Annotated in this window: 19 protein-coding genes and 1 pseudogene; 16 read left to right on the top strand and 4 right to left on the bottom strand. The window is 61.4% G+C overall.

Features of this window, described 5'->3' with window-relative positions:
• The first annotated feature begins 29 nt into the window (after positions 1–29).
• Together HBJ59_RS13760 and HBJ59_RS13755 are read left to right on the top strand one after the other, a co-directional pair.
• Positions 30–1010 carry a Gfo/Idh/MocA family protein gene (locus HBJ59_RS13760; RefSeq protein WP_076016248.1) on the top strand — a complete coding sequence of 327 codons (981 nt, stop codon included), beginning with the start codon at positions 30–32 and terminating at the stop codon, positions 1008–1010.
• A 36-nt stretch (positions 1011–1046) separates the two neighbouring features.
• Positions 1047–1685, top strand: a complete 639-nt coding sequence (locus HBJ59_RS13755) for a ribonuclease T2 (protein ID WP_076016247.1) — start codon at positions 1047–1049, stop codon at positions 1683–1685.
• Positions 1686–1691: 6 nt separating this feature from the next.
• Here HBJ59_RS13755 and HBJ59_RS13750 read toward each other — a convergent pair whose 3' ends face one another.
• From HBJ59_RS13750 to HBJ59_RS13740, 3 genes are read right to left on the bottom strand one after another with little or no spacing between them, the layout of a single operon-like run.
• Positions 1692–2534 (bottom strand): metal-dependent hydrolase, encoded by an 843-nt coding sequence (locus HBJ59_RS13750; protein WP_076016246.1) that lies wholly within the window; start codon positions 2532–2534, stop codon positions 1692–1694.
• A 15-nt stretch (positions 2535–2549) separates the two neighbouring features.
• Positions 2550–3449 carry an SDR family oxidoreductase gene (locus tag HBJ59_RS13745; RefSeq protein ID WP_076016245.1) on the bottom strand — a complete coding sequence of 300 codons (900 nt, stop codon included), beginning with the start codon at positions 3447–3449 and terminating at the stop codon, positions 2550–2552.
• Positions 3446–4981 carry an NAD(P)/FAD-dependent oxidoreductase gene (locus HBJ59_RS13740; protein WP_167663864.1) on the bottom strand — a complete coding sequence of 512 codons (1536 nt, stop codon included), beginning with the start codon at positions 4979–4981 and terminating at the stop codon, positions 3446–3448. Before HBJ59_RS13740 ends, HBJ59_RS13745 begins: the two co-directional genes overlap by 4 nt.
• Positions 4982–5284: 303 nt before the next feature.
• Here HBJ59_RS13740 and HBJ59_RS13735 point away from each other — a divergent pair, with 303 nt between their 5' ends.
• From HBJ59_RS13735 to HBJ59_RS13690, 11 genes and pseudogenes are all read left to right on the top strand, one after another.
• Positions 5285–6283, top strand: a complete 999-nt coding sequence (locus HBJ59_RS13735; RefSeq protein ID WP_167663863.1) for an alpha/beta fold hydrolase — start codon at positions 5285–5287, stop codon at positions 6281–6283.
• 317 nt (positions 6284–6600) lie between these two features.
• Positions 6601–7881: an alkane 1-monooxygenase gene (locus HBJ59_RS13730; protein ID WP_167663862.1), complete on the top strand. Its 1281-nt coding sequence runs from the start codon at positions 6601–6603 to the stop codon at positions 7879–7881.
• A gap of 146 nt (positions 7882–8027) precedes the next feature.
• Positions 8028–8522, top strand: a complete 495-nt coding sequence (gene praA / locus HBJ59_RS13725) for an alkane oxidation protein activator PraA (RefSeq protein WP_017479886.1) — start codon at positions 8028–8030, stop codon at positions 8520–8522.
• Positions 8523–8653: 131 nt separating this feature from the next.
• Positions 8654–9139 carry an alkane oxidation protein activator PraB gene (praB, locus tag HBJ59_RS13720; RefSeq protein ID WP_076016241.1) on the top strand — a complete coding sequence of 162 codons (486 nt, stop codon included), beginning with the start codon at positions 8654–8656 and terminating at the stop codon, positions 9137–9139.
• Between the two features lie 343 nt (positions 9140–9482).
• Positions 9483–10928 carry an outer membrane protein transport protein gene (locus HBJ59_RS13715; protein ID WP_076016240.1) on the top strand — a complete coding sequence of 482 codons (1446 nt, stop codon included), beginning with the start codon at positions 9483–9485 and terminating at the stop codon, positions 10926–10928.
• 260 nt (positions 10929–11188) lie between these two features.
• On the top strand, positions 11189–13726 hold the full coding sequence (locus HBJ59_RS13710) for an acyl-CoA dehydrogenase (RefSeq protein WP_167663861.1): 2538 nt from the start codon (positions 11189–11191) through the stop codon (positions 13724–13726).
• A gap of 18 nt (positions 13727–13744) precedes the next feature.
• Positions 13745–13831: pseudogene (locus HBJ59_RS31865) on the top strand (outer membrane lipoprotein carrier protein LolA); the annotation flags it as partial.
• A 23-nt stretch (positions 13832–13854) separates the two neighbouring features.
• A complete protein-coding gene (locus tag HBJ59_RS13705; RefSeq protein ID WP_167663860.1) occupies positions 13855–15198 on the top strand; it encodes a 3-oxoacyl-ACP reductase in 1344 nt (447 codons plus the stop codon).
• A 3-nt stretch (positions 15199–15201) separates the two neighbouring features.
• Positions 15202–16092, top strand: a complete 891-nt coding sequence (locus HBJ59_RS13700) for a MaoC/PaaZ C-terminal domain-containing protein (RefSeq protein ID WP_167663859.1) — start codon at positions 15202–15204, stop codon at positions 16090–16092.
• Positions 16089–17387: an acetyl-CoA C-acetyltransferase gene (locus HBJ59_RS13695; RefSeq protein ID WP_167663858.1), complete on the top strand. Its 1299-nt coding sequence runs from the start codon at positions 16089–16091 to the stop codon at positions 17385–17387. Before HBJ59_RS13700 ends, HBJ59_RS13695 begins: the two co-directional genes overlap by 4 nt.
• A 31-nt stretch (positions 17388–17418) precedes the next feature.
• Complete coding sequence (locus tag HBJ59_RS13690; protein WP_167663857.1) at positions 17419–19122, top strand: AMP-binding protein; 1704 nt, start codon at positions 17419–17421, stop codon at positions 19120–19122.
• A 99-nt stretch (positions 19123–19221) separates the two neighbouring features.
• On the opposite strand, the gene HBJ59_RS13685 is transcribed toward HBJ59_RS13690, so the two are convergent.
• A complete protein-coding gene (locus HBJ59_RS13685; RefSeq protein ID WP_076016234.1) occupies positions 19222–20118 on the bottom strand; it encodes a MurR/RpiR family transcriptional regulator in 897 nt (298 codons plus the stop codon).
• Between the two features lie 303 nt (positions 20119–20421).
• Between HBJ59_RS13685 and iolC the strand changes: the two genes are divergently transcribed.
• The 3 genes from iolC to iolB all read left to right on the top strand — a co-directional run bounded on the left by iolC (position 20422) and on the right by iolB (position 24200).
• Positions 20422–22359, top strand: coding sequence for a 5-dehydro-2-deoxygluconokinase (gene iolC, locus HBJ59_RS13680; RefSeq protein WP_167663856.1), 1938 nt, complete (start codon positions 20422–20424; stop codon positions 22357–22359).
• 156 nt (positions 22360–22515) lie between these two features.
• Entirely contained in the window at positions 22516–23409 is an 894-nt protein-coding gene (gene iolE, locus HBJ59_RS13675; protein ID WP_167663855.1) for a myo-inosose-2 dehydratase, read from the top strand.
• Positions 23406–24200, top strand: coding sequence for a 5-deoxy-glucuronate isomerase (iolB, locus tag HBJ59_RS13670; protein ID WP_167663854.1), 795 nt, complete (start codon positions 23406–23408; stop codon positions 24198–24200). The genes iolE and iolB overlap by 4 nt, the downstream gene beginning before the upstream one ends.
• Positions 24201–24217 lie beyond the last annotated feature (17 nt).

Here is a 24217-nt window from a genome sequence, read left to right as displayed (position 1 = left end):
CGAAAAAACCTCACCTGAAGGAGATGCAGATGAACACCGTACGCTGGGGCATGATCGGCTGTGGCAGTGTCACTGAACTCAAGAGTGGACCCGCCTTCTACAAAGCGCCAGGTTCGGCGCTGGTTGCCGTGATGGGGCGCCGCGAGGAAGCCGTGCGCGATTATGCGGCACGCCATGGCATTGCCCGGTTCTACACCGACGCCCAGGCGCTGATTGACGACCCGGAAGTGGACGCGGTCTACATCGCCACGCCGCCCGACAGCCACCTCGAATACAGCCTGATGGTGGCCGCTGCGGGCAAGCATTGCTGCGTCGAAAAGCCGATGTCGCTGAATGCCGAGCAAAGCGCGTTGATGCAACGCACCTTCGAGCAGGCCGGGCTGCACCTGTTTGTCTCCTATTACCGGCGTTCCCTGCCGCGCTTCCAGCAGGTGCGGGACTGGCTACAGGACGGGCGCATCGGCGAGTTGCGCCATCTGACCTGGACCTTGTGCAAGCCGCCGTCTGAAGACGATGCCAGCAGTGCCAACTGGCGCACCGACCCGCTGATTGCCGGCGGCGGGTATTTTGCCGACTTGGCCAGCCACGGTTTTGACCTGTTCCAGTACCTGGTCGGGGATATCGTCGATGTGGCCGGGTTTACCGCGCGCCAGGCCGGGCGTTATGCCGCCGAAGATGCCGTCACCGCCTGCTGGACGTTCGCCTCGGGCGCGTTGGGCATGGGCTGCTGGAACTTTGTCGCGGACCGTCGCGAGGACTTGGTGGAGATGATCGGCAGCAAGGGCCGCATCACGTTCTCGGTGTTCGATGAGGCGCCGTTGCGGCTTGAGGGCGAGACCAGCGAAGCGCTGGAGGTGCCCAATCATGCGCATATCCAGTGGCATCACGTACTCGGGATGAACGCGCATATTCGCGGCGAGAGCAAACACCCGGCGCTGGCGATCGAGGCGTTGAAGACCGATCGGGTCATGGACCGGGTGCTACAACGTAACCCCAACCTGGCGGTCTAGCAGTGCTTCAATTTTCTGTTTTTAAGGAATGAACGGATGAAAATCAAAGCAGCCTGGATTGTGTTGTGGTGGGTACTGGCAAGTGCCGCGACGGCAGCGCCGCGGGCCCAGGGGCAGGCCGGGGAGTTTGATCTTTACGTGCTGTCGTTGTCCTGGTCGCCGACCTTCTGCCTGACGCACCCCGACGACCAGCAATGTTCGGGCAAGGGCTACGGGTTTGTGCTGCATGGGCTGTGGCCGCAATACGCGAAGGGTGGCTGGCCGGCGTCCTGTGCGCCGCAGTCGCGCTTGTCGGATGCCGACTATGCTCGGGGCAAGACGTTGTTCCCGTCGCCCAAGCTGCTCAAGCACGAATGGGCCAAGCACGGCACCTGCAGCGGGCTTGAGGCATCAGCCTATCTGGACAAGACCGACGCGGCGCTGGGCGTGGTCAAGATCCCGCAGCAGCTGGAACCCTTCAATGTCCCCAGCGGCCTCGCTGCGCGGGACATTGAAGCGCTGTTTCGCGAGAGCAACCCGGCCATGGGCAACCACGGCCTTGCAGTGATCTGCAAGGGCGCAGTGCTGACCGAAGTGCGGGTGTGCCTGACCAAGGACCTGGCATTCGCCGGCTGCCCGCGCAGCGTCAAAAGCCAGTGCCGGGATGGCGACATTCGTATCCCGACCCAGCGTTAAGCGGACTCAGGCGGGCCCATAACTTTTATGGGTCTGCTCGATCTCTTCCACCAATTGGTCAATGCCCGCCAGGCGCGCCCGGTTGTCGTGGTCCCAGGGATGAAACCCGGGCTTGAAGTAATGCAACCAGGGCAACGCCATACGCGGAAACACACCCTTGGGCCCATAGAGAAACTTGAGCATCCGCCAGAAGCCCTTCAAATGCCCGCCTGAACGCCGGTCGGCAAACAGCAGGCGCAGGTGGAAATCAAAGATCACCACCCAGAACAGCAGCGTGGTGGTCAGCATGGTGCCGGTGCGCAGTAAATAACGCAGGGGCCCTGGCTTGATCACGCTGTTCCACACATCAAAGGCCACCGCCTTGTGCTCGGTTTCTTCCAGGGCATGCCAGTACCACATCTGCTGATAACCCTTGACCGAATCACCGAACCGCGACGGGTCGCTGAGGAGGATTTCCGCGAGCATCGCGGTGTAATGCTCCAGGGCAATGGTCACCGCCAGATTGAACGAGGCGGGCATGTACTTCTTTTGCGCGTCGAGGATCATCTTCAGCCGGCGATCCAGAGTATGCGCGGGCAGCCCGGCGGCTTGCAGCAGGTCGTTATAGGCCACGTGCTCGCGGCTGTGCATGGCTTCCTGGCCGATGAACCCCTGGATTTCCTTCTTCAGTTCCGGGTCTTCGATGCGCTGGCGATAGTGGCGCACGCTGTCCATGAAGAACAGTTCGCCCTGTGGAAACAGCAACGACAGCGCGTTGAAAAAGTGCGTGATGAACGGGCCTTGTTCATGCCAGTTCTTGATGCGTTCGGCCGGCAGGGCAAAACGGAGGTCGCGGCGAATCGGCAGCATGGTCGGTACTCCAGTTCAGAGACGGTGCTCTTCGTTGGTTTCAAGGACGGGCGAGGGCGCACTGCGATGTTTGGGCGCCATGCGTTTGCTGGCGAACACCACCAGCGCTTGATAGGCGGCCGGCAGGCAGCGGGCGAGCAGGTCCAGGAAGTAGGCGTCGCGGCCGATCAGCACGCGGCGTTTGTTTTTGCGTACGCCGTTCAGGATCACTTTGGCGGCCTGGTCGGCGTCGGTGATGAACAGCTTTTCAAAGTCGGCTCGGGCCTGCTGTTCGCTGTGGATCAGAAAGCCGGTCATGTTGGCGTCGATTCGGCTACTGCGGCAGATGTCGGTGCGGATCCCGCCGGGGTGCACGCAGGTGGCCGAGACCCCGCTTTTTTGCAGGTCGAGTTCCTGGCGCAAGGATTCGGTAAAGCCGCGCACGGCGAACTTGGTGGCGTTGTAGCCGCTCATGCCCGGCTGGGCGAACAGGCCGAACACGCTGGAAGTGTTGATCACATGGCCGTCGCCGCTGGCCTTGAGGTAAGGCAAGAAAGCCTTGGTGCCGTAGACCACGCCCCAGAAGTTGATCCCGACGATCCACTCCAGGTCGGTGTAATCCACGCCTTCGACGGTGCTGGACAGCGCAACGCCAGCGTTGTTGAAGATCATATTGATCTGGCCATGTTCCGCGGCGCAACGGGCCGCCCAGTCTTCCACCGCCTGGCGGTCGGAAACGTCCAGCACCTGGGAGGTCACCAGCACTGGCGCAAGCACCTGGGCCTTGATCAGCGCGACGGTCTGCTCCAGGCCCTGGCTGTTTTTATCCGCCAGCGCCAGGTGGCAGCCTTCACGCGCCAGCGTCAGGGCCAACGCGCGGCCCATGCCTGACGCCGCGCCGGTGATGGCCGCCACGCGGCCGTTGAATGACTTCATGACAGGCTCCCTTCTGCGGTGGGGTGGGTATTTGCGGCCGGGCGCGGGGTGGACGGCACCGGCACCAGGCTGGCGACGTAGTCCTTGAGGGCGAAATGCCGGGTGACCTGCTTGAAACGCCAGGTGGAGCCGGGCCACAGCGTGGTGTTCTTGCCGGTGCGCGGGTCCAGGTACCAGCTCTTGCAGCCGCCGGTGGTCCAGATGGTGCTTTTGAGTTTGTCCTGCAGCCTGGCGTTGTAGGCGAGTTCGACCACGGGCTTGACGTCCACCGTGGCGATGCGATGGCGCTGCATTTGGCGCAAGGCATCGAGGATGTAGGTGACCTGGGCCTCGATCATCAAAATCATCGAGTTATGCCCCAGCCCGGTGTTGGGGCCGACGATCAGGAACAGGTTCGGGTAGCCCGGCACTGTGGTACCCAGGTACGCGTGGGCGCCGTCTTGCCAGGTGTCCATCAGGTCGATGCCGTGGCGGCCGATGATGCAGTCCCGGGGCAGGGGATCGGTGGCCTGGAAGCCGGTGCCGAAGATGATGCAATCGGCCGGGTGCTTGATGCCGTCGGCGGTGATCACCCCATCGGCCTCGATGCGCAGCACGTTGTCGGTCACCACCTGCACATTGCTGCGCGACAGTGCCGGGTAGTAGTCGTTGGAGATCAGCACGCGCTTGCAGCCGATGGTGTAGTCCGGCGTCAGGGTCTTGCGCAGGGAAGGGCGGGCCACTTGTTTGTGCAGGTGGCGCACCGCGATTTTCTGCACCATTTTCATCAGGCGCGGGTGCAGGGCAAAGCCCACGACGCGGCCTTCCAGCGCCCAATAGTACGCACCGCGCACCAGGCGCTGAGTGAAGGGCAGATGCTTGAAAGCCCAGCGCTCGACGCGTGAAATCGGCCGGTCGGGTTTGGGCATGATCCACGGTGGGGTGCGCTGGAACAGGTCCAGATGGGCCACCTGCGGCGCAATCTGCGGCACGAACTGAATGGCACTGGCGCCGGTGCCGATCACCGCCACGCGTTTGCCCTTCAACGAATACTCGTGGTCCCACTGCTGGGAGTGGAAGCGCTTGCCCTTGAAGCTGTCCAGGCCGGGAATGTCCGGCAGCGCCGGGCGCGACAAGCCACCCATCCCGGACACCAGCACCCGCGCGCTGACCTGGCGGCCATTGCTGAAACTCAGGCTCCAGCGCTGTTGCGCCTCATCAAACACTGCCTTCTCCAGCCCCATGCCAAAGCGCAGGAACGGCGCCAGCTCGAAGCGTTGGGCGCACTGTTCCAGGTAGGCGCGGATCTCCGCCTGGGGCGCGAATTGCCGCGTCCAGTCCGGGTTGGGTGCAAAGGAAAACGAATAGACATGGGATTGCACGTCGCAGGCGCAGCCAGGGTAGTGGTTGTCCCGCCAGGTGCCGCCGAGGGCATCGGCCTGCTCGGCAATAAAGAAGTCGTTGAACCCGGCTTCCTTGAGTTTGATCGCCATGCACAGCCCGGCAAATCCGGAACCGATGATGGCGATGTCGACGGTGTCATGGGCATTCATAGGCTGTCCCTCGTGGGCCAGTGGCGCCTTACGGGTTTCGACATCGGATGTGCTCCTTGTTTTTGTTTTGGCTTTTAGATAGAACACCATTGCAAAGAAAAATTGAATTTATTATTTTAAAAAAGATTTTAAATAATCTACCTGAAAATTTCGTCTAGGCTACGACCCAGTTCCTCAAGTGCGACTTATCCGACGGACGAGGGCTTTTACGCACGCAGTTAGGTCCAGGGTGTGGACGATGGCTGAGGTCTTGACCAATTCCGGTCGGGCCGCCAGCAACGCAGGGATGCAGAGGACCGAGCTATGGCTGTCGAGTGGGTTGTCGCTGCGGGTGTGTTTGTAGGGTTAAGCGTAGTGTTGTGGGGCTTCAGTGCCCGGATGACACGGCGTATAGAAGCGGCTGTTCCGATCAACGGGCGCTTTCTGGAGATCAATGGCGAGCGCTTTCATTATGTAGACGAGGGCAAGGGCCCGCCGTTGGTGATGATCCACGGGCTGATGGGCAGCAGTCGCAACCTGACGTATGCCTTGTCGGCCCAGTTGCGTGAGCACTTTCGGGTGATCACCCTGGATCGTCCGGGTTCGGGCTATTCCACCCGGCGTGCCGGGACGGCCGCCGACCTGCCTGGCCAGGCCCGGCAAGTCGCCAGCTTTATCAAGACCCTGGACCTGGATAAACCGCTGGTGCTGGGGCATTCCCTTGGCGGGGCGATTTCCCTGGCCCTGGCGCTGGACCATCCCCACGCGGTGTCCGGATTGATCCTGGTGGCGCCGCTCACCCATCCCCAGCGCTTGCTGCCGCTGGTGTTTATGTCGTTGGCGATACGTCCGGGATGGCTGCGACGCTTTATGTCGCACACCCTGACCCTGCCCATCGGCCTGCTGACCAAAGGCTCGGTGGTCAAAGGCGTGTTCGCCCCCGACCCCGCCCCGGAAGACTTCGCCACTCGCGGCGGTGGCTTGCTGGGCATGCGCCCCGACAACTTCTATGCCGCCTCCACCGAGATCAACCTGGTCAACGATTTCCTGCCGGACATGGTCAAGCGCTACCCGCGACTGACGCTGCCCATCGGACTGATCTATGGCGCGCAAGACAAGGTGTTGAACTTCCGCAAACACGGCCAGGCCCTGGCCAGCCTGGTGCCGGGCCTGAAGCTGCAGTTGGTGGAAGGGCGTGGGCATATGCTGCCGATTACCGCTACAGAGCGTGTGGCGGCCGTGGTCGAGCAGGTGGCCAAGCGTGTCCGGCCCCCGGAAAGCGCCACGGTGGTGCATCCGTCGTTTGCCGTGGTGAGTAAATAGTTGTGCGACTGAACTCACGGTTCGACCCCGTCAATGCTTGCCCTAGACACCTGACCAATCGGCTGAAAAAGAGACTGCCCGGTCACGTTCATAAGGGTTCAAGAATTTAGTTGACGACCTAACGATTCCGCGCTATTTATTTAAAAAAATATTTCAATGTCTAATTTGAAATAATTTTTGAAATGCCTAAGAGCGAATAAAATAATGAAAAAAACGCCTTTTATCGCATGGTTGAATTCTCGGAGCAGTCATCGCTCCGTGTACCTGTTCAGTGTTGATTTTTGCTCCCTGCCTACCTGCCTCGTACGGAGGTTGCCATGAATCAGACCCTGGCCGCCCCGAACGTCTGGACCGACGCCAAGCGCCACCTGTGGTGGCTCGGCATCATGCCCCTGGCAACCCCCTTGCTCTCAGGCGCCCTGGCCATCACCACCGGTGTGCAACAACTGTGGTGGGTTGGCGTTCTGGTGATCTTCGGCCTGATCCCATTGATCGACGGCCTGCTGGGTGAAGACGTCAGCAACCCGCCGGAATCCGCCGTCAGCAACCTCGAATCCCAAAGCTACTACCGCTGGATCGTCTACACCGGCGTGCTGTTTGTCATCGCCTCGGTGCTGGTCACCGGGTGGCTGGCGGCAGGCGGGATCGACTGGATCATCAGCGGCGGTCTGCTGCACGCCACCGCTGCGCTGGACCCGTCGAGCTGGCTGGCTAAAACTGCCGCATACATCACGGCCCGCACCCAACTGCACGGCGAAATCAGCTGGTTCACCTACCTGGGCATGGCGATGTCCACTGGCGCCGCCACCGGCATCGCCATCAACACCGCCCATGAGCTGGGGCACAAACCGCGCCTGCTGGAAGTCATCCTGGCCAAGATCACCCTGGCACCGACCTTCTACGGGCACTTCTATACCGAACACAACCGTGGCCACCACGTACGCGTTGCCACCCCGGAAGATCCGGCCAGTTCGCGGTTGGGGGAGAGCTTCTGGGCCTTCCTGCCGCGCTCGGTCTGGTTCAGCGCCCGCTCGGCATGGAACCTGGAACGTGAACGCCTGCGCAAACTCGGCCTGCCGGCCTGGCACTGGAAGAACGCCGTGCTCAGCGCCTGGATGTACAGCGTGGTGTTGTGGGGCGCGATGATCGCCTGGCTCGGTGCGGCAGTGATTCCGTTCCTGATCATCCAGGGCATCTACGGCTTCTCGCTGCTGGAAGTGGTGAACTACGTTGAACACTACGGCCTGAAGCGCCAGAAGTTGCCGAACGGGCGTTATGAACGCTGCTCGCCCCGGCATTCGTGGAACAGCAATCGGATTGTGACCAATATCTTTCTGTTCCAACTGCAGCGGCACTCCGACCATCACGCCAATCCAACCAGAAGTTATCAATCCCTGCGTCACTTTGATGAATCGCCGCAACTGCCATACGGCTATGCCAGCATGATTGTCTGGGCTTACGTGCCGTACTTGTGGCGACGACGCATGGACCACCGAGTCCTTAATCATTATGCCGGGGATATTACCCTGACCAATCTTCAACCTTCACAACGTTTGAAGTACATGGAGAAGTACAGCAACACCACCAAACCCTTCTAACGTAAGCGGTCAGTCGTAGGACGTACTCGGGATCTGTGTATCGCGCAGGTTTTCATCGCCCAGGCTTTACCGGTTTCGAGTACGGCTTAGTTGCAAGAAAGTTGTTTGACCCGAACAAAAATAAAATTAAGGGAAGGACGTACACCATGCAAAATCCTGCCAAGTTCACCACGCACATTGTATTGGCCGCCCTGGGCCTGATCGTTTACCACCAGGCCCAGGCCGCCCGTATCGAACCCGCCGGCAGCGCGTTTACTGCTCAGGGCCCCATCAGCTTTTCCAAGGGCGCGCTGATCAGCGCGGACTGCACCATCAAGGTCGCCGGCAAGGTGGCGGCGGATGGCTCGTCTGTGAACGTCGATAAAGTCGAGTTCGACGGCGGCCTCAAGTGCAGCCGGGTGGAAGCGATCAACTTGCCGTGGGTATTGGTGGCGAAAGATACCAAGAGCGGCTCGATGTCGAAGATCGCCGTGGATGTGCACGCCTTTGGCTTGGGCGGAAAATGCGGGCCTTCTACCGCCGATGGCACGTGGGATAACGCCACGGGCAAGTTAGAGGCTGCCAATGTGCCTATCGGCGAAGACTGCACGATTAAAACGGTGTCGATCAAGATGCCGCCGACTTTCAAAGTTGTTGAGTAACAGTTAGGCGTTGTAGCGGTAATTGAATTGAAATTTGGCTGGAAAGGGAAGTTCTGCAGATTCACCGTGACCTCTCGATCATGGCCATTACCCCTGGCGAAACGACTCGCCATAACATGTGAGGAAAAACAATGAAAAGCTTGAAAACCCTCGTTTGTGCAACTTCTTTCGCAATGTGCTTCGGCGCAGCTTCCATGGCAAGTGCGGCCTCCATCTCACCGGATGGTCCGTTCTCGACCAGCGCCGGCACCATCGTCGTGAAGTCGCCTTCGTCCTTCGGTGCCGCCGTGACCTGCGGCATCACCTTTACCGGCAACGTTAGCGGTGGCGTGGCCTCGATCAACGGTGCATCCCTGACCGGTGGCGGTCTGTGTGGCCTGCCAACGCTGACCAACCTGCCTTGGGTACTGACGGCTGCAACGGGTACCACGGGTAGCGTCACCAACGTCGGCTACAAGATCACCTCGATCCCGGCCACCAACTGCGGCCCAACCACCATCGCTGTGACCTGGACGCCAGGCACCAAAACGCTGTCGGCAGCCAATCAGGCGCTGACCGGCAACTGCACCGTGGTTTCGCTGAGTGTTGTTGCCCCAACGCTGACCGTTAACCCGTAAGCGCGACTCCGTAAAGGGCTGATCACCCCGTTCAAAGACCGGTGCCTCGTGTGAGGCACCGGTTGGGGAAACCACCGGTGGAGCCGGTTGGATACTTTCAAGCCCCGATGACCTGTGGTCTGAGTCCGTCGGGGAGAACAGGACCCACGTGTTGAGCGCAACCCGTCAAGCCATGAATGGCCACTGCACCCTGGTGTCGTTGAACGCCACGCTGACCGGTTCGCTCACCCGCAATCCCTGAATACCGATACACCGTTCCAGGACAGGCGTTCTTTGAAAGACGTTCTGTGGTTATACGACCCACCGGCAGGGGCCGGGTGTAAATAATAATAAGGAGTGCCGCATGAACAATAAGAAACAACACGCTCACACGTTACTGGGACTGGCCCTGTTGGGGGGCTTGATGACCGCGGGGCAAGTCCAGGCGGGTGGGTTCTCCACACCGACCTACGGCGCGCCTGGATGGGGTCGTGCGTTTGGTGGCGGTTCACTGTTCAAAAATGACCCCAGTGCCGCGTACAACAACCCGGCAGCCATGGCCTTTATAGATTCAACCATCGCGCAACAGACCGTTGACTACGCTCGGGTCAAGATCAAATACAGCGGCCAGGCCTATGACTACGCGGGCAACCCGGTGACCAATACGCCCGTACTGGATGACCTGGGCAATACAGGCGACCCGGCCCTTAACAATAATAATGGCGGGCAAGGCGGCTTCACTGCTTGGCTGCCAACCGGCTTTCTGGTGATTCCCATGGGCGACCGTTTCGCCTTTGGTCTCAGCCAAGTCGTACCGCAGGGTATGAAAACCACCTGGAACGAAGATTCAAAACTGCGGGATTTCGCGGTCGATACCAAAATCGAGACCATTGGTCTGACCGGCTCCCTGTCGTTCAAGGTGAATGATCAGTTCTCGGTCGGTGGTGGTGCCATCGTCCAGCGCAGTCAAGGGTTTGTTAGCCAGAACATTGATTTGCTGGCCGCTGCGGATGTTTCTCCTGGGCTGGGAGGCTCAGGGTTCCCCACGGGGCTGGGGCATTCCTTGATGCGTGTGAAAGTCGATAACATCTCTGTGGGCTGGTTTGGTGGCGTGGTTTGGAAGCCGACGCTGCAAGACACACTTGGCTTGAACTATCACGCCAAGATCAAAAACAAGATGACCGGCAAATACAATATCTACACCGATGCCATCGGCCGTAACGCGATGACCAATCCGATCGGTCCAAACGGCGAAACCCTGGTTGAAATCGCCTACCCGGGTCTCAAGCTGTTCCCGGACGGTGCCCACGCCAGTACCCAACTGGATATCCCGGCGACCGCGTCGATTGACTGGGTTCACCAGTTCAACGACCGCTGGACGTTGGGGGTGAGTGCCACCTGGACTGAATGGTCTTCCTTCCAGGACCTGACGCTCAAGTCCCAAGGCACCACCATTGTTGCCATTCCCTACAACTACAAAAACGCCTGGATGACCTCGATTGGCGGCGACTACAAAGCCACCGACGAACTCACCCTGCGCGCTGGTGTGGCTTACGACCAGACACCTACCCGCAACTCCACCCGGGACCCGCGAATTCCGGACGGTGACCGTTACTTCCTGGCCTTTGGTGCCGGTTATGACATCAAGGCGGTTCCTGGCCTGTCGGTGGATGCCGCGTACTCGCACCAATTCGTGCAGAAGGTCAACCTGAAGACCAAGAACGTTGATCGTCTCGGTGGGGCGCAGTTGGATGGCGAGGCTGAATCCTCAGGGGATGTGGTCAGCTTGTCGGCAACCTATAAGTTCTAAGGTTGTCGAGGGCAGTCGTGGAGAAGGGCAGCCAGCGCATCTTGCTGCCCGGCTCCACGCTGTCGTCCGATTTCGATTCCTTGCGCTTAACCTGCAAGGCTGACTTTGTTCAGCCGCTATTTTTTCGTCCAAGCATTAAATAAAAATTTCAAAACAAAATTTGAATTTATCTTTTCAAGTTTGTAGTGTGGCTTTACGTCACAGGTCATTCCGATCTGCCCGGGCGTTTGCCGTACCCTGAATTGAGTAGAGGTATCCCCATGGTTATCTGGTTATTGGCGGGACTCGCAGCAGCGATTGCCCTGGCATATCGACAAGCCGCTGCCACCTTCTGGCTGGGTGCCGGCCTGGTCTGGCTGGTGGTCGGTTACCTGTTCAGCGTGGTGGCCGGTTTCGGCGCCAGCGTGGTGGCGTTGCTGGTGGTATTGCCCGCGTTGCTACTGACGATCAAACCCCTGCGCCGCGCGCTGTTGACCAGCAAGGCCCTGGGCCGTTTCCGCAGCATCATGCCGGCGATGTCCGACACCGAGCGCGCTGCTATCGAATCCGGCACCGTGTGGTGGGACGCCGAGCTGTTCAGCGGCAAACCGCGCTGGGAGCGCCTGCTGCAAGCCGCACCGGCCAGCCTCAGCGCTGAAGAACAGGCCTTTCTCGACAACGAAGTGGAGACCCTGTGCGACATGTCCAACGACTGGGAAACCACCCAGGTCTGGCAAGACATGTCCCCCGAAGGCTGGCAGTACACCAAGGATGCCGGCTTCCTCGGCATGATCATTCCCAAGCAATACGGCGGCAAAGGCTTCTCCCACTATGCGCATTCGCAAGTGGTAATGAAGCTCTCGACCCGTTGCTCGGCGGCGGCGATTTCGGTGATGGTGCCCAACTCCCTGGGCCCGGCAGAACTGCTGCTGCACTACGGCACCGACGCCCAGCGCAACTATTACCTGCCACGCCTGGCCCGTGGCGAAGACATCCCGTGTTTCGCCCTGACCAGCCCGTATGCCGGCTCTGACGCCGGGGCAATTCCAGACCTGGGCATCGTCTGCAAAGGCCTGCACGAAGGTGAGGAAGTGCTGGGTTTCCGCGTGACCTGGGACAAGCGCTACATCACCCTCGGCCCAATCGCCACCGTGCTCGGCCTGGCATTTCGTGCTGAAGATCCTGAGGGTTTGCTCGGCCAGCCCGGCTCCCTGGGCATCACCTGTGCGTTGATCCCGACCACCCATCCGGGCGTGAACAGCGGCCGGCGTCACTGGCCACTCAACGCCGTGTTCCAGAACGGCCCAACCACCGGCAAGGATGTATTTATTCCGCTGGAATGGGTAATCGGTGGCCGCGAACAAGTCGGCAATGGCTGGCGCATGTTGATGGAATGCCTGGCGGCTGGCCGGGCGATTTCGCTGCCGTCGGCCAACGTCGGCCTGGGCAAGGTGGCCGTACGCGGTACCACCGCTTATGCGGCGATGCGCAAACAATTTGGCCTGCCTATCGGCAAGTTCGAAGGCGTGCAAGCGCCCCTGGCACGCATGGCCGGGCATCTGTATGCCTGCGACGCAGTGCGCAAGGTCTCGGTGGCGTCACTGGATGCCGGTGAAAAGCCTTCGGTGATCTCGGCCATCGCCAAATACCATGTCACCGAGCGGGCGCGGATCATCGTCAACGACGGCATGGACATTGTGGCCGGCAAGGGCATCTGCATGGGGCCCAACAACTTTCTCGCCCGGGCTTACCAGCAAAGCCCCATCGCCATCACGGTGGAAGGCGCGAACATAATGACCCGCTGCCTGATCATCTACGGCCAGGGCCTGATTCGTTGCCATCCCTATGTGTTCCGCGAGATGGAAGCGGCGCGCAACACCGACCGGCGCAAGGCCCTGGTGGATTTCGACAGCGCGATGTTCGGGCATCTGAGCTTTGTGCTGGCCAATACCGTACGTGCAGCGGTGCATTCGCTGACGGGCGGGCGGTTGATTTCCGTGCCCGGCAAAACCGATCCCGCGCTGGCGTCCTACTACCGCCAGGCCAATCGGTTGTCGGTGGTACTGGCGTTGATCTCGGACATTTCCATGGGCGTGCTGGGCGGTGCCCTCAAGCGCAAGGAAAGTATCACCGGGCGGCTGGGAGACATTCTGTCCCAGCTGTACATCCTGTCCTGCGTGCTCAAGCGCTTTGAAGATGATGGCCGGCCCCAGGCAGATTTGCCGCTGGTGCATTGGGCGGCCCAGGACGCGTTGCTGCGTGCCCATGAAGCCCTGGCTGAAGTGCTCGACAACTATCCGTCGAAAGCCGCAGCGGCGGTGGTGCGTGGCTTGACCTTCCCGTTTGGCATTCCCCTGCGCAAACCGTCGGATCGCCTGCTGGCGCAAGTGGCGGAGCTGGTGCAAGTGCCGGGGGAAACCCGCGACCGCTTGCTGGGCAATTCCTACATTCCGCGTCCGGAAATCGACAAGCTCGCGTATGGCGAACTGGGCTTCCGTCTGTTGCCACAAGTGGAACTGATCGAGGCGCGGCTCAAGGGTGCGATCAAGCAAGGCCTGATCGAACCGATGCCGATTTCCGGTGTGGCGTTTACGCCGTGGCGAGTCAAGGCACGGGCGCTGGACCTGATCAGCGACGACGAAGACAGCTTGCTGGCGCGCTATGTGGAATACGGCGATCACGCGATCCAGGTGGACGATTTTCCGCAGGACTTCGGCTTGCTGGAAGCCTTGCAACAGCGCCAACAGGCACTGGAACAGGCCGCCAAACCGACCGCCAAACGCCGCGCCAACCAAAGCGAAAACGCGCCGGTCAACTGACCCACTGTAGGAGCGAGCTTGCTCGCGAAGGTCGTTAACGATAACGCGGGAAACCTGACACCCAACGGCGCTCTTCGGTTTTTCGCGAGCAAGCTCGCTCCTACAGAGAATTACGACAGGATCCTTTTATGAGTGACAGCTACCTCTCGTTCGTCAATTCGCCTTGGGGCCGCTGGCTGGCCCGAACCGCGGGCCTGCCGCAACCCCTGGCATTGCAACGCCATCGCAGCGGCCAACACGGCCTGGCCAACCCGGTGATCGTCGCCGGGGCAGGGCGCCTGACTGCTGAGATCCAGCGCATCTTCAGCGCCACCGACACGGTGCCCGCCACCGCCGCGACCCTCAAGGCGCCCTCTACGGTCAAAGTCCAGGGCGCGGTGTTCGACGCCAGCGACATCGCCGACCTCAAGCAACTGGACGAGCTCTACGCATTCTTCCACGCCAATGCCAAGCGCCTGGGCCAACACGCCCGAGTGGTGGTGCTCGGTACCGCGCCGGAGTTGTGCAAGGACTTGCCCCAGGCCATCGCCCAACGCGCCCTCGAAGGCCTGGTGCGCTCACTGGCCAAGGAGCTGCGCCGGGCAATCACCGTGCAGTTGATCTACGTCGCCCCGGGTGCCGAAGGCGCGCTGGAAAGCAGCCTGCGGTTCTTCCTGTCGCGGCGCTCGGCCTATGTCTCGGGGCAGGTGGTGCGCCTTGAGAAACCAGTCGACACCCAAGCCGACATCAACTGGGACAAACCTCTCAGCGGCCGCCGTGCCTTGGTCACCGGCGCGTCCCGTGGCATTGGCCTGGCAATCGCCCAGGTGCTGGCCCGTGACGGCGCGCAGGTGGTCTGCGTGGATGTGCCCCAGGCCCAGGAATCCCTGCAACAGGCGGCCAGCAGTGTCGGTGGCAGCGCACTGGCGCTGGACATCACCGCCACCGACGCCGCGCAGCAACTGCAAGCCCATATAAGCCAACACGGCGCATTCGACGTGGTGGTGCACAACGCCGGGATCACCCGCGACAAGACCATCGCCAAGATGACCGAAGCGGCGTGGCGCAGCGTACTGGCGGTGAACCTGGAAGCGCCGCTGCACCTGAGTACCGCATTGCTGGAAAACCAGGGCCTGAACCCCGGTGGGCGGATCGTGTGTGTCTCGTCGATTTCCGGCATTGCGGGCAACCTCGGGCAAAGCAACTACGCCACGTCCAAAGCCGGTGTGATCGGTCTGGTGCAAGGTCTGGCACCTCAGGCGGCGGCGCAGCAAGTGACCGTGAATGCGGTGGCTCCCGGTTTTATCGAAACCCAGATGACCGCGAAGATCCCGCTGATGATTCGCGAAGCGGGGCGGCGGATGAATTCCATGTCTCAGGGCGGGCAACCCATCGACGTGGCAGAAACCATTGCCTGGCTGGCGCATCCGGCTTCCGGCGGGGTCAATGGCCAGGTGGTGCGGGTCTGCGGCCAAAGCCTGTTGGGAGCCTGACCTATGGACTATGTAACGCAGATTATTGACCCGCCGCCATCACGCTCGCGGCTGTTGCTGGACGGGGTATTGGCCCTGCGCAAACCCAAGGTGGAAGGTACGCCGACGTTACCGAAAGACCGCTTGGTACGGTCGGCCGTTGAGCTGTCTGCCCAGGGGATTGCGGCCTACGGTCGGGCCTGCGGTTTCCGCCGTGAGCAAGGCGTGCCGCTGTCCTATCCCCATGTGCTGGCGTTCCCGCTGCACCTGATGCTGCTGACCCGGCCGAGCTTCCCGTACCCGGCCAGCGGCATGGTGCATTTGGCCAATCGCATCCGTCAGCATCAACGCCTGGACGCGGGCCAGGCCCTGCGGCTGGAGGTGTATTGCGAGCGCTGGGTCGCCCATCCCAAGGGCCAGGCCCTTAGCATCGCCACCCGCGCCTACAGTGCGGGTACCCTGGTGTGGGAGAGCGACAGCCTGTACCTGCGCCGTGACGTAAAAGACCCGGTCGGCGAACCGTGGAACGACGTGCTGCCGTTGCAAGAGGAAGGTTTGCTGCGCACCCAACGTTGGGTGCTGCCGGCCGATCTCGGGCGGCGTTTCGCCAAGGTCTCGGGGGATTTCAATCCGATTCATACCTCGGTGATCGGCGCCAAACTCTTCGGCTTTCGCCGGGCCATCGCCCACGGCATGTGGACCCTTGGCCGCGCACTGGCCGCCCAGCAACCTCCGGGTGGACTGGAGCAGGCCGAAGCCCACTGCGACTTCAAGTTGCCGATCTTCCTGCCCGGCCAGGTCGCCTTGTGGAACGTCCCGCCAACCGGCGCGCGTCGTGAGTTTGAAGTGCGCAATTTCGCCGGTGACAAACCCCATATGCGTGGGCTGTTTATCTGGAATGAGAACCCTCGATGAGTGACTACAGCTTCAACCCGGCCCCGACCCGCCGCGTGGCGATTATCGGCGGCAACCGTATTCCGTTCGCTCGTTCCAATACCGTGTATGCCCATGACAGCAACCAGGATTTGCTGGTCGCTGCCCTGCAAGGCCTGGTGGATCGCTACAACCTTCACGGCCTGCGCCTGGGCGAGTTTGCCGCCGGTGCGGTGATCAAGCATTCCCGGGATTTCAACCTGGCCCGGGAAAGCCTGCTGTCCACCACGCTGTCTCCGGAAACCCCGGCGTACGACCTGCAACAAGCCTGTGGCACCGGCCTGGAGGCCGCGTTGCTGGTGGCGAACAAGATCGCCCTTGGGCAGATCGAAGTGGGCATTGCCGGTGGTTCCGACACGACGTCCGATGCGCCCATCGGCATCAACGAGTCCCTGCGCCGCACGTTGCTTTCAGCCAACCGCGCCAAGGGTACCGGCGCCAAGTTGAAGGCACTGATGAGCGTGCGCCCGTCGATGTTCTTCAAGCCGCTGTTGCCACGCAATGGCGAGCCGCGCACTGGCCTGTCCATGGGTGAACACTGTGAAGAAATGGCCAAGCGTTGGCAGATCAAGCGCCTGGCCCAGGACGAACTGACGCTCACCAGCCACCAGCGGCTGGACGCGGCGTACAAGCAGGGTTTCTTCGATGATTTGATCAGCCCGTATCGCGGCCTGGCCCGGGACAACAACCTGCGGGCCGACACCAGCCTGGAGAAACTCGCCGGCCTGTCCCCGGCCTACGACCGCCAGAACGGCACACTCACCGCCGGCAACTCCACGCCCCTGACCGATGGCGCCTCAGTGGTGTTGCTGGCCAGCGAGGAATGGGCCGCCGAACGCGGCTTGCCGGTTTTGGCCTATTTGAGAACCGGCGAAACCGCAGCGGTGAATTTCGTCGACGGCACCGAAGGCCTGCTGATGGCCCCGGCCTACGCCGTGCCACGCATGCTCAAGCGCGAAGGCCTGACGTTTGCCGACTTCGACCTGTTCGAGATCCATGAAGCCTTCGCCGCCCAGGTGCTGTGCACCCTCAAGGCCTGGGAAGACCCGGACTACTGCCGCGACCGCCTGGGCCTCGACGCGCCGCTGGGCAGCATCGACCGCGCCAAAATGAACGTCAACGGCGGCTCCCTCGGCTGCGGTCACCCGTTCGCTGCCACTGGCGGCCGGCAGCTCGCAGCACTGGCCAAGGCTATTCACCAGCGGGGCGGCGGCCGAGGCTTGATTTCGATCTGCGCGGCGGGCGGGCTGGGCATTACCGCTATCGTCGAAAAGTAGTTCCCACCATAAAAACAACAAGGAGACTGCCATGAACGCTGTAAGCCTGGAACAGACCGAACGCCTCTGGTTGAACGCTTACCTGCCCGGCGTACCGGCAGACATTGATGCAGGCATCGAGGAATACCCGTCGTTGCGCGAGGTGTTCCTGGAACACCTGCACAAATTTCGCGAGCGCGTGGCCTACGTCAGCATCGGCACCGAGATGACCTACGCCGACTGGGAAGTACAGGGCATCGCCTTTGCCGCGTGGCTGCAAGCCCAGGGCGTGAAGAAGGGCGATCGAGTGGCGCTGATGATGCCCAACTGCTTGCAATACCCGATCTGCCTGCTGGGCACGATCCTCGCGGGCGCCGTGGTGGTCAACGTCAACCCGCTCTACACCGCCCGGGAGCTGCAGCATTTGCTCAAGGACAGCGGAGCGGAGACCCTTGTGATCTTCGAAAACTTCGCCCACACCTTAGAGAAGGTGGTCGCGGCCAGCACCGTCAAACGTGTGGTGATTGCCGCCATCGGCGATTTGCTTGGCACCTTCAAGGGCGCGGCGATGAACTTCATCCTGCGCAGCGTGCAGAAGCAGGTTCCGCGCTTCAACCTGCCGGGGGCGGTGCGCTTCAACAAGGTGCTGAAGCAGGGACGCGGGCAGACCCATCTCGCGGTGCCGATGAATCGCGAAGACCTGGCCTTCCTGCAATACACCGGCGGCACCACCGGCGATGCCAAGGGCGTGATGCTCAGCCATCGCAATATTATCGCCAACCTGTTGCAGGCCAAGGCGTGGGTCGGTGATCAACTCGACCAGAACCAGCAGGAAACCAACGTCACGCTGCTGCCGCTCTACCACATCTTTTCCCTGACGGTGAACTGCCTGATGTTCATGTGCCTGGGCGGGCGCAACATCCTGATCGCCAACCCGCGGGACGTGAAACGGGTGCAGATGATCCTGCGCAAGGAGCGTTTCAACGGGATTGCCGGGGTGAACACGCTGTTCAATGGCCTGCTGGAAAACAAGGAGTTCTGCGCCCGGGACTTTTCCGATTTGCGCATGGTGATTGCCGGCGGCATGGCCACCCACACCGCCGTGGCCAAGCGCTGGAAGGAAGTCACCGGCTTGCCGATCATCGAAGGCTACGGCCTCACCGAGTGCTCGCCGGTAGTGAGCATCAGCCCCATCGACATCTCACGCATGCGCGAGATGGAATTCACCGGCAGCATCGGCGTGCCGCTGCCGTCGACCTGGGTGCGGTTTGTTCGTGAAGATGGTGAACTGGCGGAGCTGGGCGAGCAGGGCGAACTCCAAGTACGCGGGCCGCAGGTGATGCAGGGTTACTGGAAGCGCCCGACGGAAACGGCCGAGGTGCTGGATGCCGAAGGGTGGCTGTCCACCGGCGATATCGGGGTGATGAATGAGCAGGGCTTCATCCGCCTGGTGGACCGCAAGAAAGACATGATCCTGGTGTCCGGGTTTAACGTGTACCCCAACGAGATCGAAGACGTGGTGGCGCTGCATCCCGGCGTGGCGGAAGTGGCGGCGATCGGGGTGGAGGATGGGGTGACCGGCGAGCGGGTGAAAATCATCGTGGTGCGCAAGGACCAAAGCTTGACCCAGGAGCAGATTCTGGCGCATTGCCGGGAATATTTGACGGGGTACAAGGTGCCGCGGTTCGTGGAGTTTCGTACGCAAGAGTTGCCCAAGACGACGGTGGGCAAGGTGCTGCGCCGGGCACTGCGCTAAATGTAGGAGCTGGCTTGCCAGCGATGACGGTGTGTCAGCCTGTACATCTGGCACTGATCCACCGCCATCGCAGGCAAGCCAGCTCCTACATGATCGCCGTCAGTCGTCGAATCCCACCTGCTCATGTATCTCATCGACCTTCAATTCCAGCCGATACGCCACGGCAATAAACAATGCCTGGCACAGGCACAGCGTCGCGCTCAGTGACCTGAACGCAAACGACGAGCCTTCATTCACCAGCAACACCGTGCTCGCCCGCTTGGCCAGGGGCGACAGGTTGCTGTCGGTGATAATCAGCGTCTTGGCCTGATGGTGCTGGGCAATCCGCAGGCAGTGCTGGGTTTCCTTGCCGTAGGGCGTAAAGCTGATGGCAATCACCAGGTCATTCGCCCGTACGCTGCGCATCTGCTCGCGGTAGCTGCCGCCCAACCCCGACACCAGGTGAATGCGCTTGTTGGTGTGCTGCAGGTTGTACACCAGGTAATCCGCCACGGCGAACGAGCGGCGCACGCCCACCACGTAGATATTGTCGGCATTCACCACCAGGTCCACGGCCTTGTCGAAGGCCACGTCATCCAGTTCCAGCCCCAGGCGTTCGATCCCCGACAGCGTGGCATTCACGCACTCACGCGCCAGATCGCCGCCGCTGGCTTTCTGTGACTTGTTGGCGATCATGCTGCGGATGCGCTGCTGGTAGTTCTGCACCGGCGTGGTCTTGTGGGTGTAGGCCTCGCGGAACAACGCCTGCATCTCACTGAAGCCACTGAACCCGAAACGCTGGGAAAACCGCACGATGGCCGACGGGTGCACTTCGCATTCCCGGGCAATGTCGCTGATGCGGTCGACCATGATCCGGTCGCTCTGCTGGCTCATGTAGCTGGCGATGCGCTTGAGCTGGCGCGGCAGGCTCTCGTACTCATCGGTGATCAGCTGCAACAACCGCTCGGCGTTCAGCGGCGGGCTGGCGAGTGCGTCTTCCGGGGCGCTCTGGGACATAGGGAATCCTTCTGGCTTGTTCTTATAGGGCGCGTTGAGTCGCCCCAGACAATAAGTCGATGTGCGCAAGTCTACAGGGTAGGCGCAAAAAAATACCTCGGCATCCTGGCCCTCGGTGCAGCTGAAACGATGCACCGTGGCTGGAACACGCCAATGGTGGCTTATTGGAAAATATATTCCACAAAAAATATTTATAGAATAAATATTGATTGGCGTCGCCAGACGTTCTAGTCTGCTTGCACCAAGAGCGTATGCCGCCACCACGACGGCACACGCAGGCTGATAAAAATAACAGGAGCCAGCATGGGCCAGACTCGTTTTGCCAGTGGGCGTCAATTGGATCTGATTTGCCTGGGACGCCTGGGCGTCGACCTTTACGCACAACAAGTGGGTGCACGGCTGGAGGATGTCTCAAGCTTCGCCAAGTACCTCGGCGGTTCCTCCGCCAACATCGCGTTCGGCACCGCGCGGCTGGGGCTCAAGTCGGCGATGTTGAGCCGGGTAGGGGACGACCATATGGGGCGTTTCCTGCTGGAGTCCCTGGCCCGTGAAGGTTGCGATGTCAGCGGCATCAAGGTCGACCCGGAACGCCTCACCGCCCTGGTGCTGCTGGGCCTCAAGGACCGCGAAACCTTCCCCCTGGTGTTCTATCGCGAGAACTGCGCCGACATGGCCCTGCGCGCGGAAGACATCAGCGAAGCGTTCATCGCTTCCAGCAAGGCGCTGCTGATCACCGGCACGCACTTCTCCACCGACGGCGTGTACAAGGCCAGCGTCCAGGCCCTGGACTACGCCGAGAAACACAACGTCAAACGCGTGCTCGACATCGACTACCGCCCGGTACTCTGGGGCCTGGCCGGTAAGGCCGACGGTGAGACCCGTTTTGTCGCCGACCAGAATGTCAGCCAGCATGTGCAAAAAATCCTCCCGCGTTTTGACCTGATCGTCGGCACCGAAGAAGAATTCCTGATTGCCGGTGGCAGTGAAGATTTGCTCACTGCACTGCGCACGGTGCGTGGCCTGACTTGCGCAACCCTGGTGGTCAAGCTTGGCCCGCAGGGCTGCACGGTGATCCACGGCGACATCCCGGCCCGCCTCGAAGATGGCGCGATCTACCCTGGCGTACGGGTGGAAGTGCTCAACGTCCTGGGCGCCGGTGATGCCTTTATGTCCGGCTTCCTCAGTGGCTGGCTTGAAGACGCCAGCGACGAGCGCTGCTCCCAGCTGGCCAATGCCTGCGGCGGCCTGGTGGTGTCGCGCCATGCCTGCGCACCGGCGATGCCGACCCGCGCCGAACTCGATTACCTGTTCAACAGCCCGGTGCCGATTACCCGTCCAGACCAGGACGCGGTGCTGCAACGCCTGCACCGGGTCAGCGTGCCGCGCAAAGCCTGGAAGCAGCTGTTTGTGTTTGCCTTCGATCATCGCTGGCAGTTGGTGGAACTGGCCCAAAAAGGCGGCCAGGACCCGGCGCGCATCAGCGCCCTCAAGCAACTGTTTATCCAGGCCGTGGAACGGGTTGAAAGCAAACTGGTGGAGCAGGGCATCGAGGCTGACGTCGGGATTCTGGCCGATCAACGCTTTGGCCAGGACGCGCTGAACGCCGCCAGCGGTCGCGGCTGGTGGATCGCCCGTCCCGTTGAAGTCCAGAACTCACGACCGCTGGCCTTTGAACACGGCCGCTCGGTGGGCAGCAACCTGATTGCCTGGCCCCAAGAGCAAATCATCAAGTGCCTGGTGCAATTCCACCCCGACGACGAGCCGCTGCTGCGCCTGGAACAGGAAGCTCAACTCAAGGCCCTGTATCAAGCGTCCCTGGTCAGCGGGCATGAGTTGCTGCTGGAAATCGTGCCGCCCAAGGATCATCCGTCCACCTATCCCGACGTGCTCTACCGCAGCCTCAAGCGCCTGTACAACCTGGGTATCTACCCAGCGTGGTGGAAGATCGAGGCGCAGTCGGCCGCAGACTGGAAAAAGCTCGACGAACTGATCCAGGAACGCGATCCCTACTGCCGGGGCGTGGTACTGCTGGGCCTGAACGCTTCCGCCGAATGCCTGGCCGATGGCTTCCAGCAAGCCAGCCAGAGCCAGACCTGCCGCGGTTTCGCCGTGGGTCGCACGATCTTCCAGGAGCCAAGCCGTGCCTGGCTGGCGGGGGAGATTGACGATGAGGGGTTGATTCAACAAGCCCAGGGCATATTTGAACAGCTGATTAATGCTTGGCGCAGCGCCCGCGGTTAATTGATTCCACTGTAGGAGCGAGCTTGCTCGCGAAGGTCGTTAACGATGACGCTGGCATTCTGGATGAACGCGGCGTCCTCAGGTTTTTCGCGAGCAAGCTCGCTCCTACAGAAAGCCCGATTTCACGTTATCTGAAAAACAATAATAGGTGCAGCCATGCCCGCTATCCGAATTGGCATCAACCCGATCTCCTGGAGCAACGACGACCTGCCGGCCCTGGGCGGCGAAACGCCGTTGAGCACAGCCCTCAGCGAAGGCAAGGACATCGGCTATGAAGGTTTCGAACTCAACGGCAAATTCCCCAAGGACGCCAAAGGCGTTGGCGATGTCTTGCGCCCGTATGACCTCGCGCTGGTCTCCGGCTGGTACTCCAGCCGCCTGGCCCGGCGCTCGGTGGCGGAAGAAATCGAAGCCATCGCCAGCCACGTCGAACTGCTTCGCGAAAACGGCGCCAGCGTGTTGGTGTACGGCGAAGTCGCCGATTCGATCCAGGGTTCGCCGGTGCGCCTGATGGAGCGCCCGCGTTTCCACAGCGAACAGGCCTGGCAGGAATACGCCGACAAACTCACCGAACTGGCGCGCTTCACCCTGTCCCAGGGCGTGCGCCTGGCGTACCACCACCATATGGGCGCCTACGTCGAATCCCCGGACGACATCGACCAACTGATGCGCCGCACCGGCCCGGAAGTCGGCCTGCTGTTCGACTCGGGCCACTGCTACATGGGCGGCGGCGAACCCATCGAGGTGCTGCGCAAGCACATCGACCGCATCTGCCACGTGCACTTCAAGGACGTGCGCAAACCGGTGGTGCAACTGGCGCGCAACCAGATGTGGAGCTTCCCGGACTGCATCGTCAACGGCACCTTCACCGTGCCCGGTGACGGTGATATCGACTTCGCCGCATTGCTGGACGTGCTGCTCGCCGCCAATTACAAGGGCTGGCTGGTGGTGGAGGCGGAACAGGATCCCGCCGTGGCGCCGAGCTACATCTATGCGAAGAAGGGCTACGACACGCTGCGCGCGCTTCTCAATGAGAGGATTGGACAATGAGCCTGTTGGTCAAAAGCAGCAAACGCGGGCAAACCATGGTCGCCCTGGAAGAAGGGCGCCTGGAATATGTGGGCTTCGCCGCCTACCGTCTGAGCCTGGGCGAAACTTTGCCCGTGACGGCCGGTGATAAAGAGCTGTGCCTGGTACTGCTCAGCGGCCGGGTGAATATCCAGGGCGAAGGCTTCAACTGGGAAAACCTCGGTGATCGCCACTCGGTCTTCGAAGATAAATCTCCCTTCGCCGCCTACCTGCCACCGGGCACCGACGCCCAGGTCACCGCGTTGAGCGACGTGCAGATCGCCGTCTGCGCCGCTCCCGGCTCAACCGATGCAGGCCTGGCGCCACGCCTGATCCGCCCCGAGCAATGCAAGCGCAGCGTACGCGGCAAGGGCGCCAACACCCGCTATGTGTGCGACATCCTGCCCGACAGCGAGCCCGCTCATTCGCTGCTGGTGGTGGAAGTGCGCACGCCCTCCGGTCACTCGTCGAGCTACCCGCCCCACAAGCACGACACCGACGACTTGCCGCACCAGAGCTTTCTCGAAGAAACCTATTACCACCAGATCAACCCGCCCCAGGGCTTTGTGTTCCAGCGGGTCTACACCGACGACCGCAGCATCGACCAGGCCATGGCCGTGGAAAACAGCGATCTGGTGGTGGTGCCCAAGGGGTATCACCCGGTCAGCGTCCCGTATGGCTACGAGTCTTACTACCTGAACGTGATGGCCGGCCCCAAGCGCGCCTGGCACTTCCATAACGACCCGCAGCACAGTTGGCTGCTGGATCTTTAAGCACTTTCGACGGAGAA

The organism is Pseudomonas sp. AN3A02 (assembly GCF_011765255.1).
Lineage (GTDB): Bacteria > Pseudomonadota > Gammaproteobacteria > Pseudomonadales > Pseudomonadaceae > Aquipseudomonas.
The sequence above is the reverse complement of the archived record's forward strand: the minus strand, read 5'-3'. Positions and strand labels throughout refer to the sequence as shown.

Bases quoted from the DNA above. Each gene is read 5' to 3' on its own strand.
- HBJ59_RS13760 (WP_076016248.1), top strand. From the start codon at position 30: ATGAACACCGTACGCTGGGGCATGATCGGCTGTGGCAGTGTCACTGAA.
- HBJ59_RS13755 (WP_076016247.1), top strand. From the start codon at position 1,047: ATGAAAATCAAAGCAGCCTGGATTGTGTTGTGGTGGGTACTGGCAAGT.
- HBJ59_RS13750 (WP_076016246.1), bottom strand. From the start codon at position 2,534: ATGCTGCCGATTCGCCGCGACCTCCGTTTTGCCCTGCCGGCCGAACGC.
- HBJ59_RS13745 (WP_076016245.1), bottom strand. From the start codon at position 3,449: ATGAAGTCATTCAACGGCCGCGTGGCGGCCATCACCGGCGCGGCGTCA.
- HBJ59_RS13740 (WP_167663864.1), bottom strand. From the start codon at position 4,981: ATGAATGCCCATGACACCGTCGACATCGCCATCATCGGTTCCGGATTT.
- HBJ59_RS13735 (WP_167663863.1), top strand. From the start codon at position 5,285: ATGGCTGTCGAGTGGGTTGTCGCTGCGGGTGTGTTTGTAGGGTTAAGC.
- HBJ59_RS13730 (WP_167663862.1), top strand. From the start codon at position 6,601: ATGAATCAGACCCTGGCCGCCCCGAACGTCTGGACCGACGCCAAGCGC.
- praA (WP_017479886.1), top strand. From the start codon at position 8,028: ATGCAAAATCCTGCCAAGTTCACCACGCACATTGTATTGGCCGCCCTG.
- praB (WP_076016241.1), top strand. From the start codon at position 8,654: ATGAAAAGCTTGAAAACCCTCGTTTGTGCAACTTCTTTCGCAATGTGC.
- HBJ59_RS13715 (WP_076016240.1), top strand. From the start codon at position 9,483: ATGAACAATAAGAAACAACACGCTCACACGTTACTGGGACTGGCCCTG.
- HBJ59_RS13710 (WP_167663861.1), top strand. From the start codon at position 11,189: ATGGTTATCTGGTTATTGGCGGGACTCGCAGCAGCGATTGCCCTGGCA.
- HBJ59_RS13705 (WP_167663860.1), top strand. From the start codon at position 13,855: ATGAGTGACAGCTACCTCTCGTTCGTCAATTCGCCTTGGGGCCGCTGG.
- HBJ59_RS13700 (WP_167663859.1), top strand. From the start codon at position 15,202: ATGGACTATGTAACGCAGATTATTGACCCGCCGCCATCACGCTCGCGG.
- HBJ59_RS13695 (WP_167663858.1), top strand. From the start codon at position 16,089: ATGAGTGACTACAGCTTCAACCCGGCCCCGACCCGCCGCGTGGCGATT.
- HBJ59_RS13690 (WP_167663857.1), top strand. From the start codon at position 17,419: ATGAACGCTGTAAGCCTGGAACAGACCGAACGCCTCTGGTTGAACGCT.
- HBJ59_RS13685 (WP_076016234.1), bottom strand. From the start codon at position 20,118: ATGTCCCAGAGCGCCCCGGAAGACGCACTCGCCAGCCCGCCGCTGAAC.
- iolC (WP_167663856.1), top strand. From the start codon at position 20,422: ATGGGCCAGACTCGTTTTGCCAGTGGGCGTCAATTGGATCTGATTTGC.
- iolE (WP_167663855.1), top strand. From the start codon at position 22,516: ATGCCCGCTATCCGAATTGGCATCAACCCGATCTCCTGGAGCAACGAC.
- iolB (WP_167663854.1), top strand. From the start codon at position 23,406: ATGAGCCTGTTGGTCAAAAGCAGCAAACGCGGGCAAACCATGGTCGCC.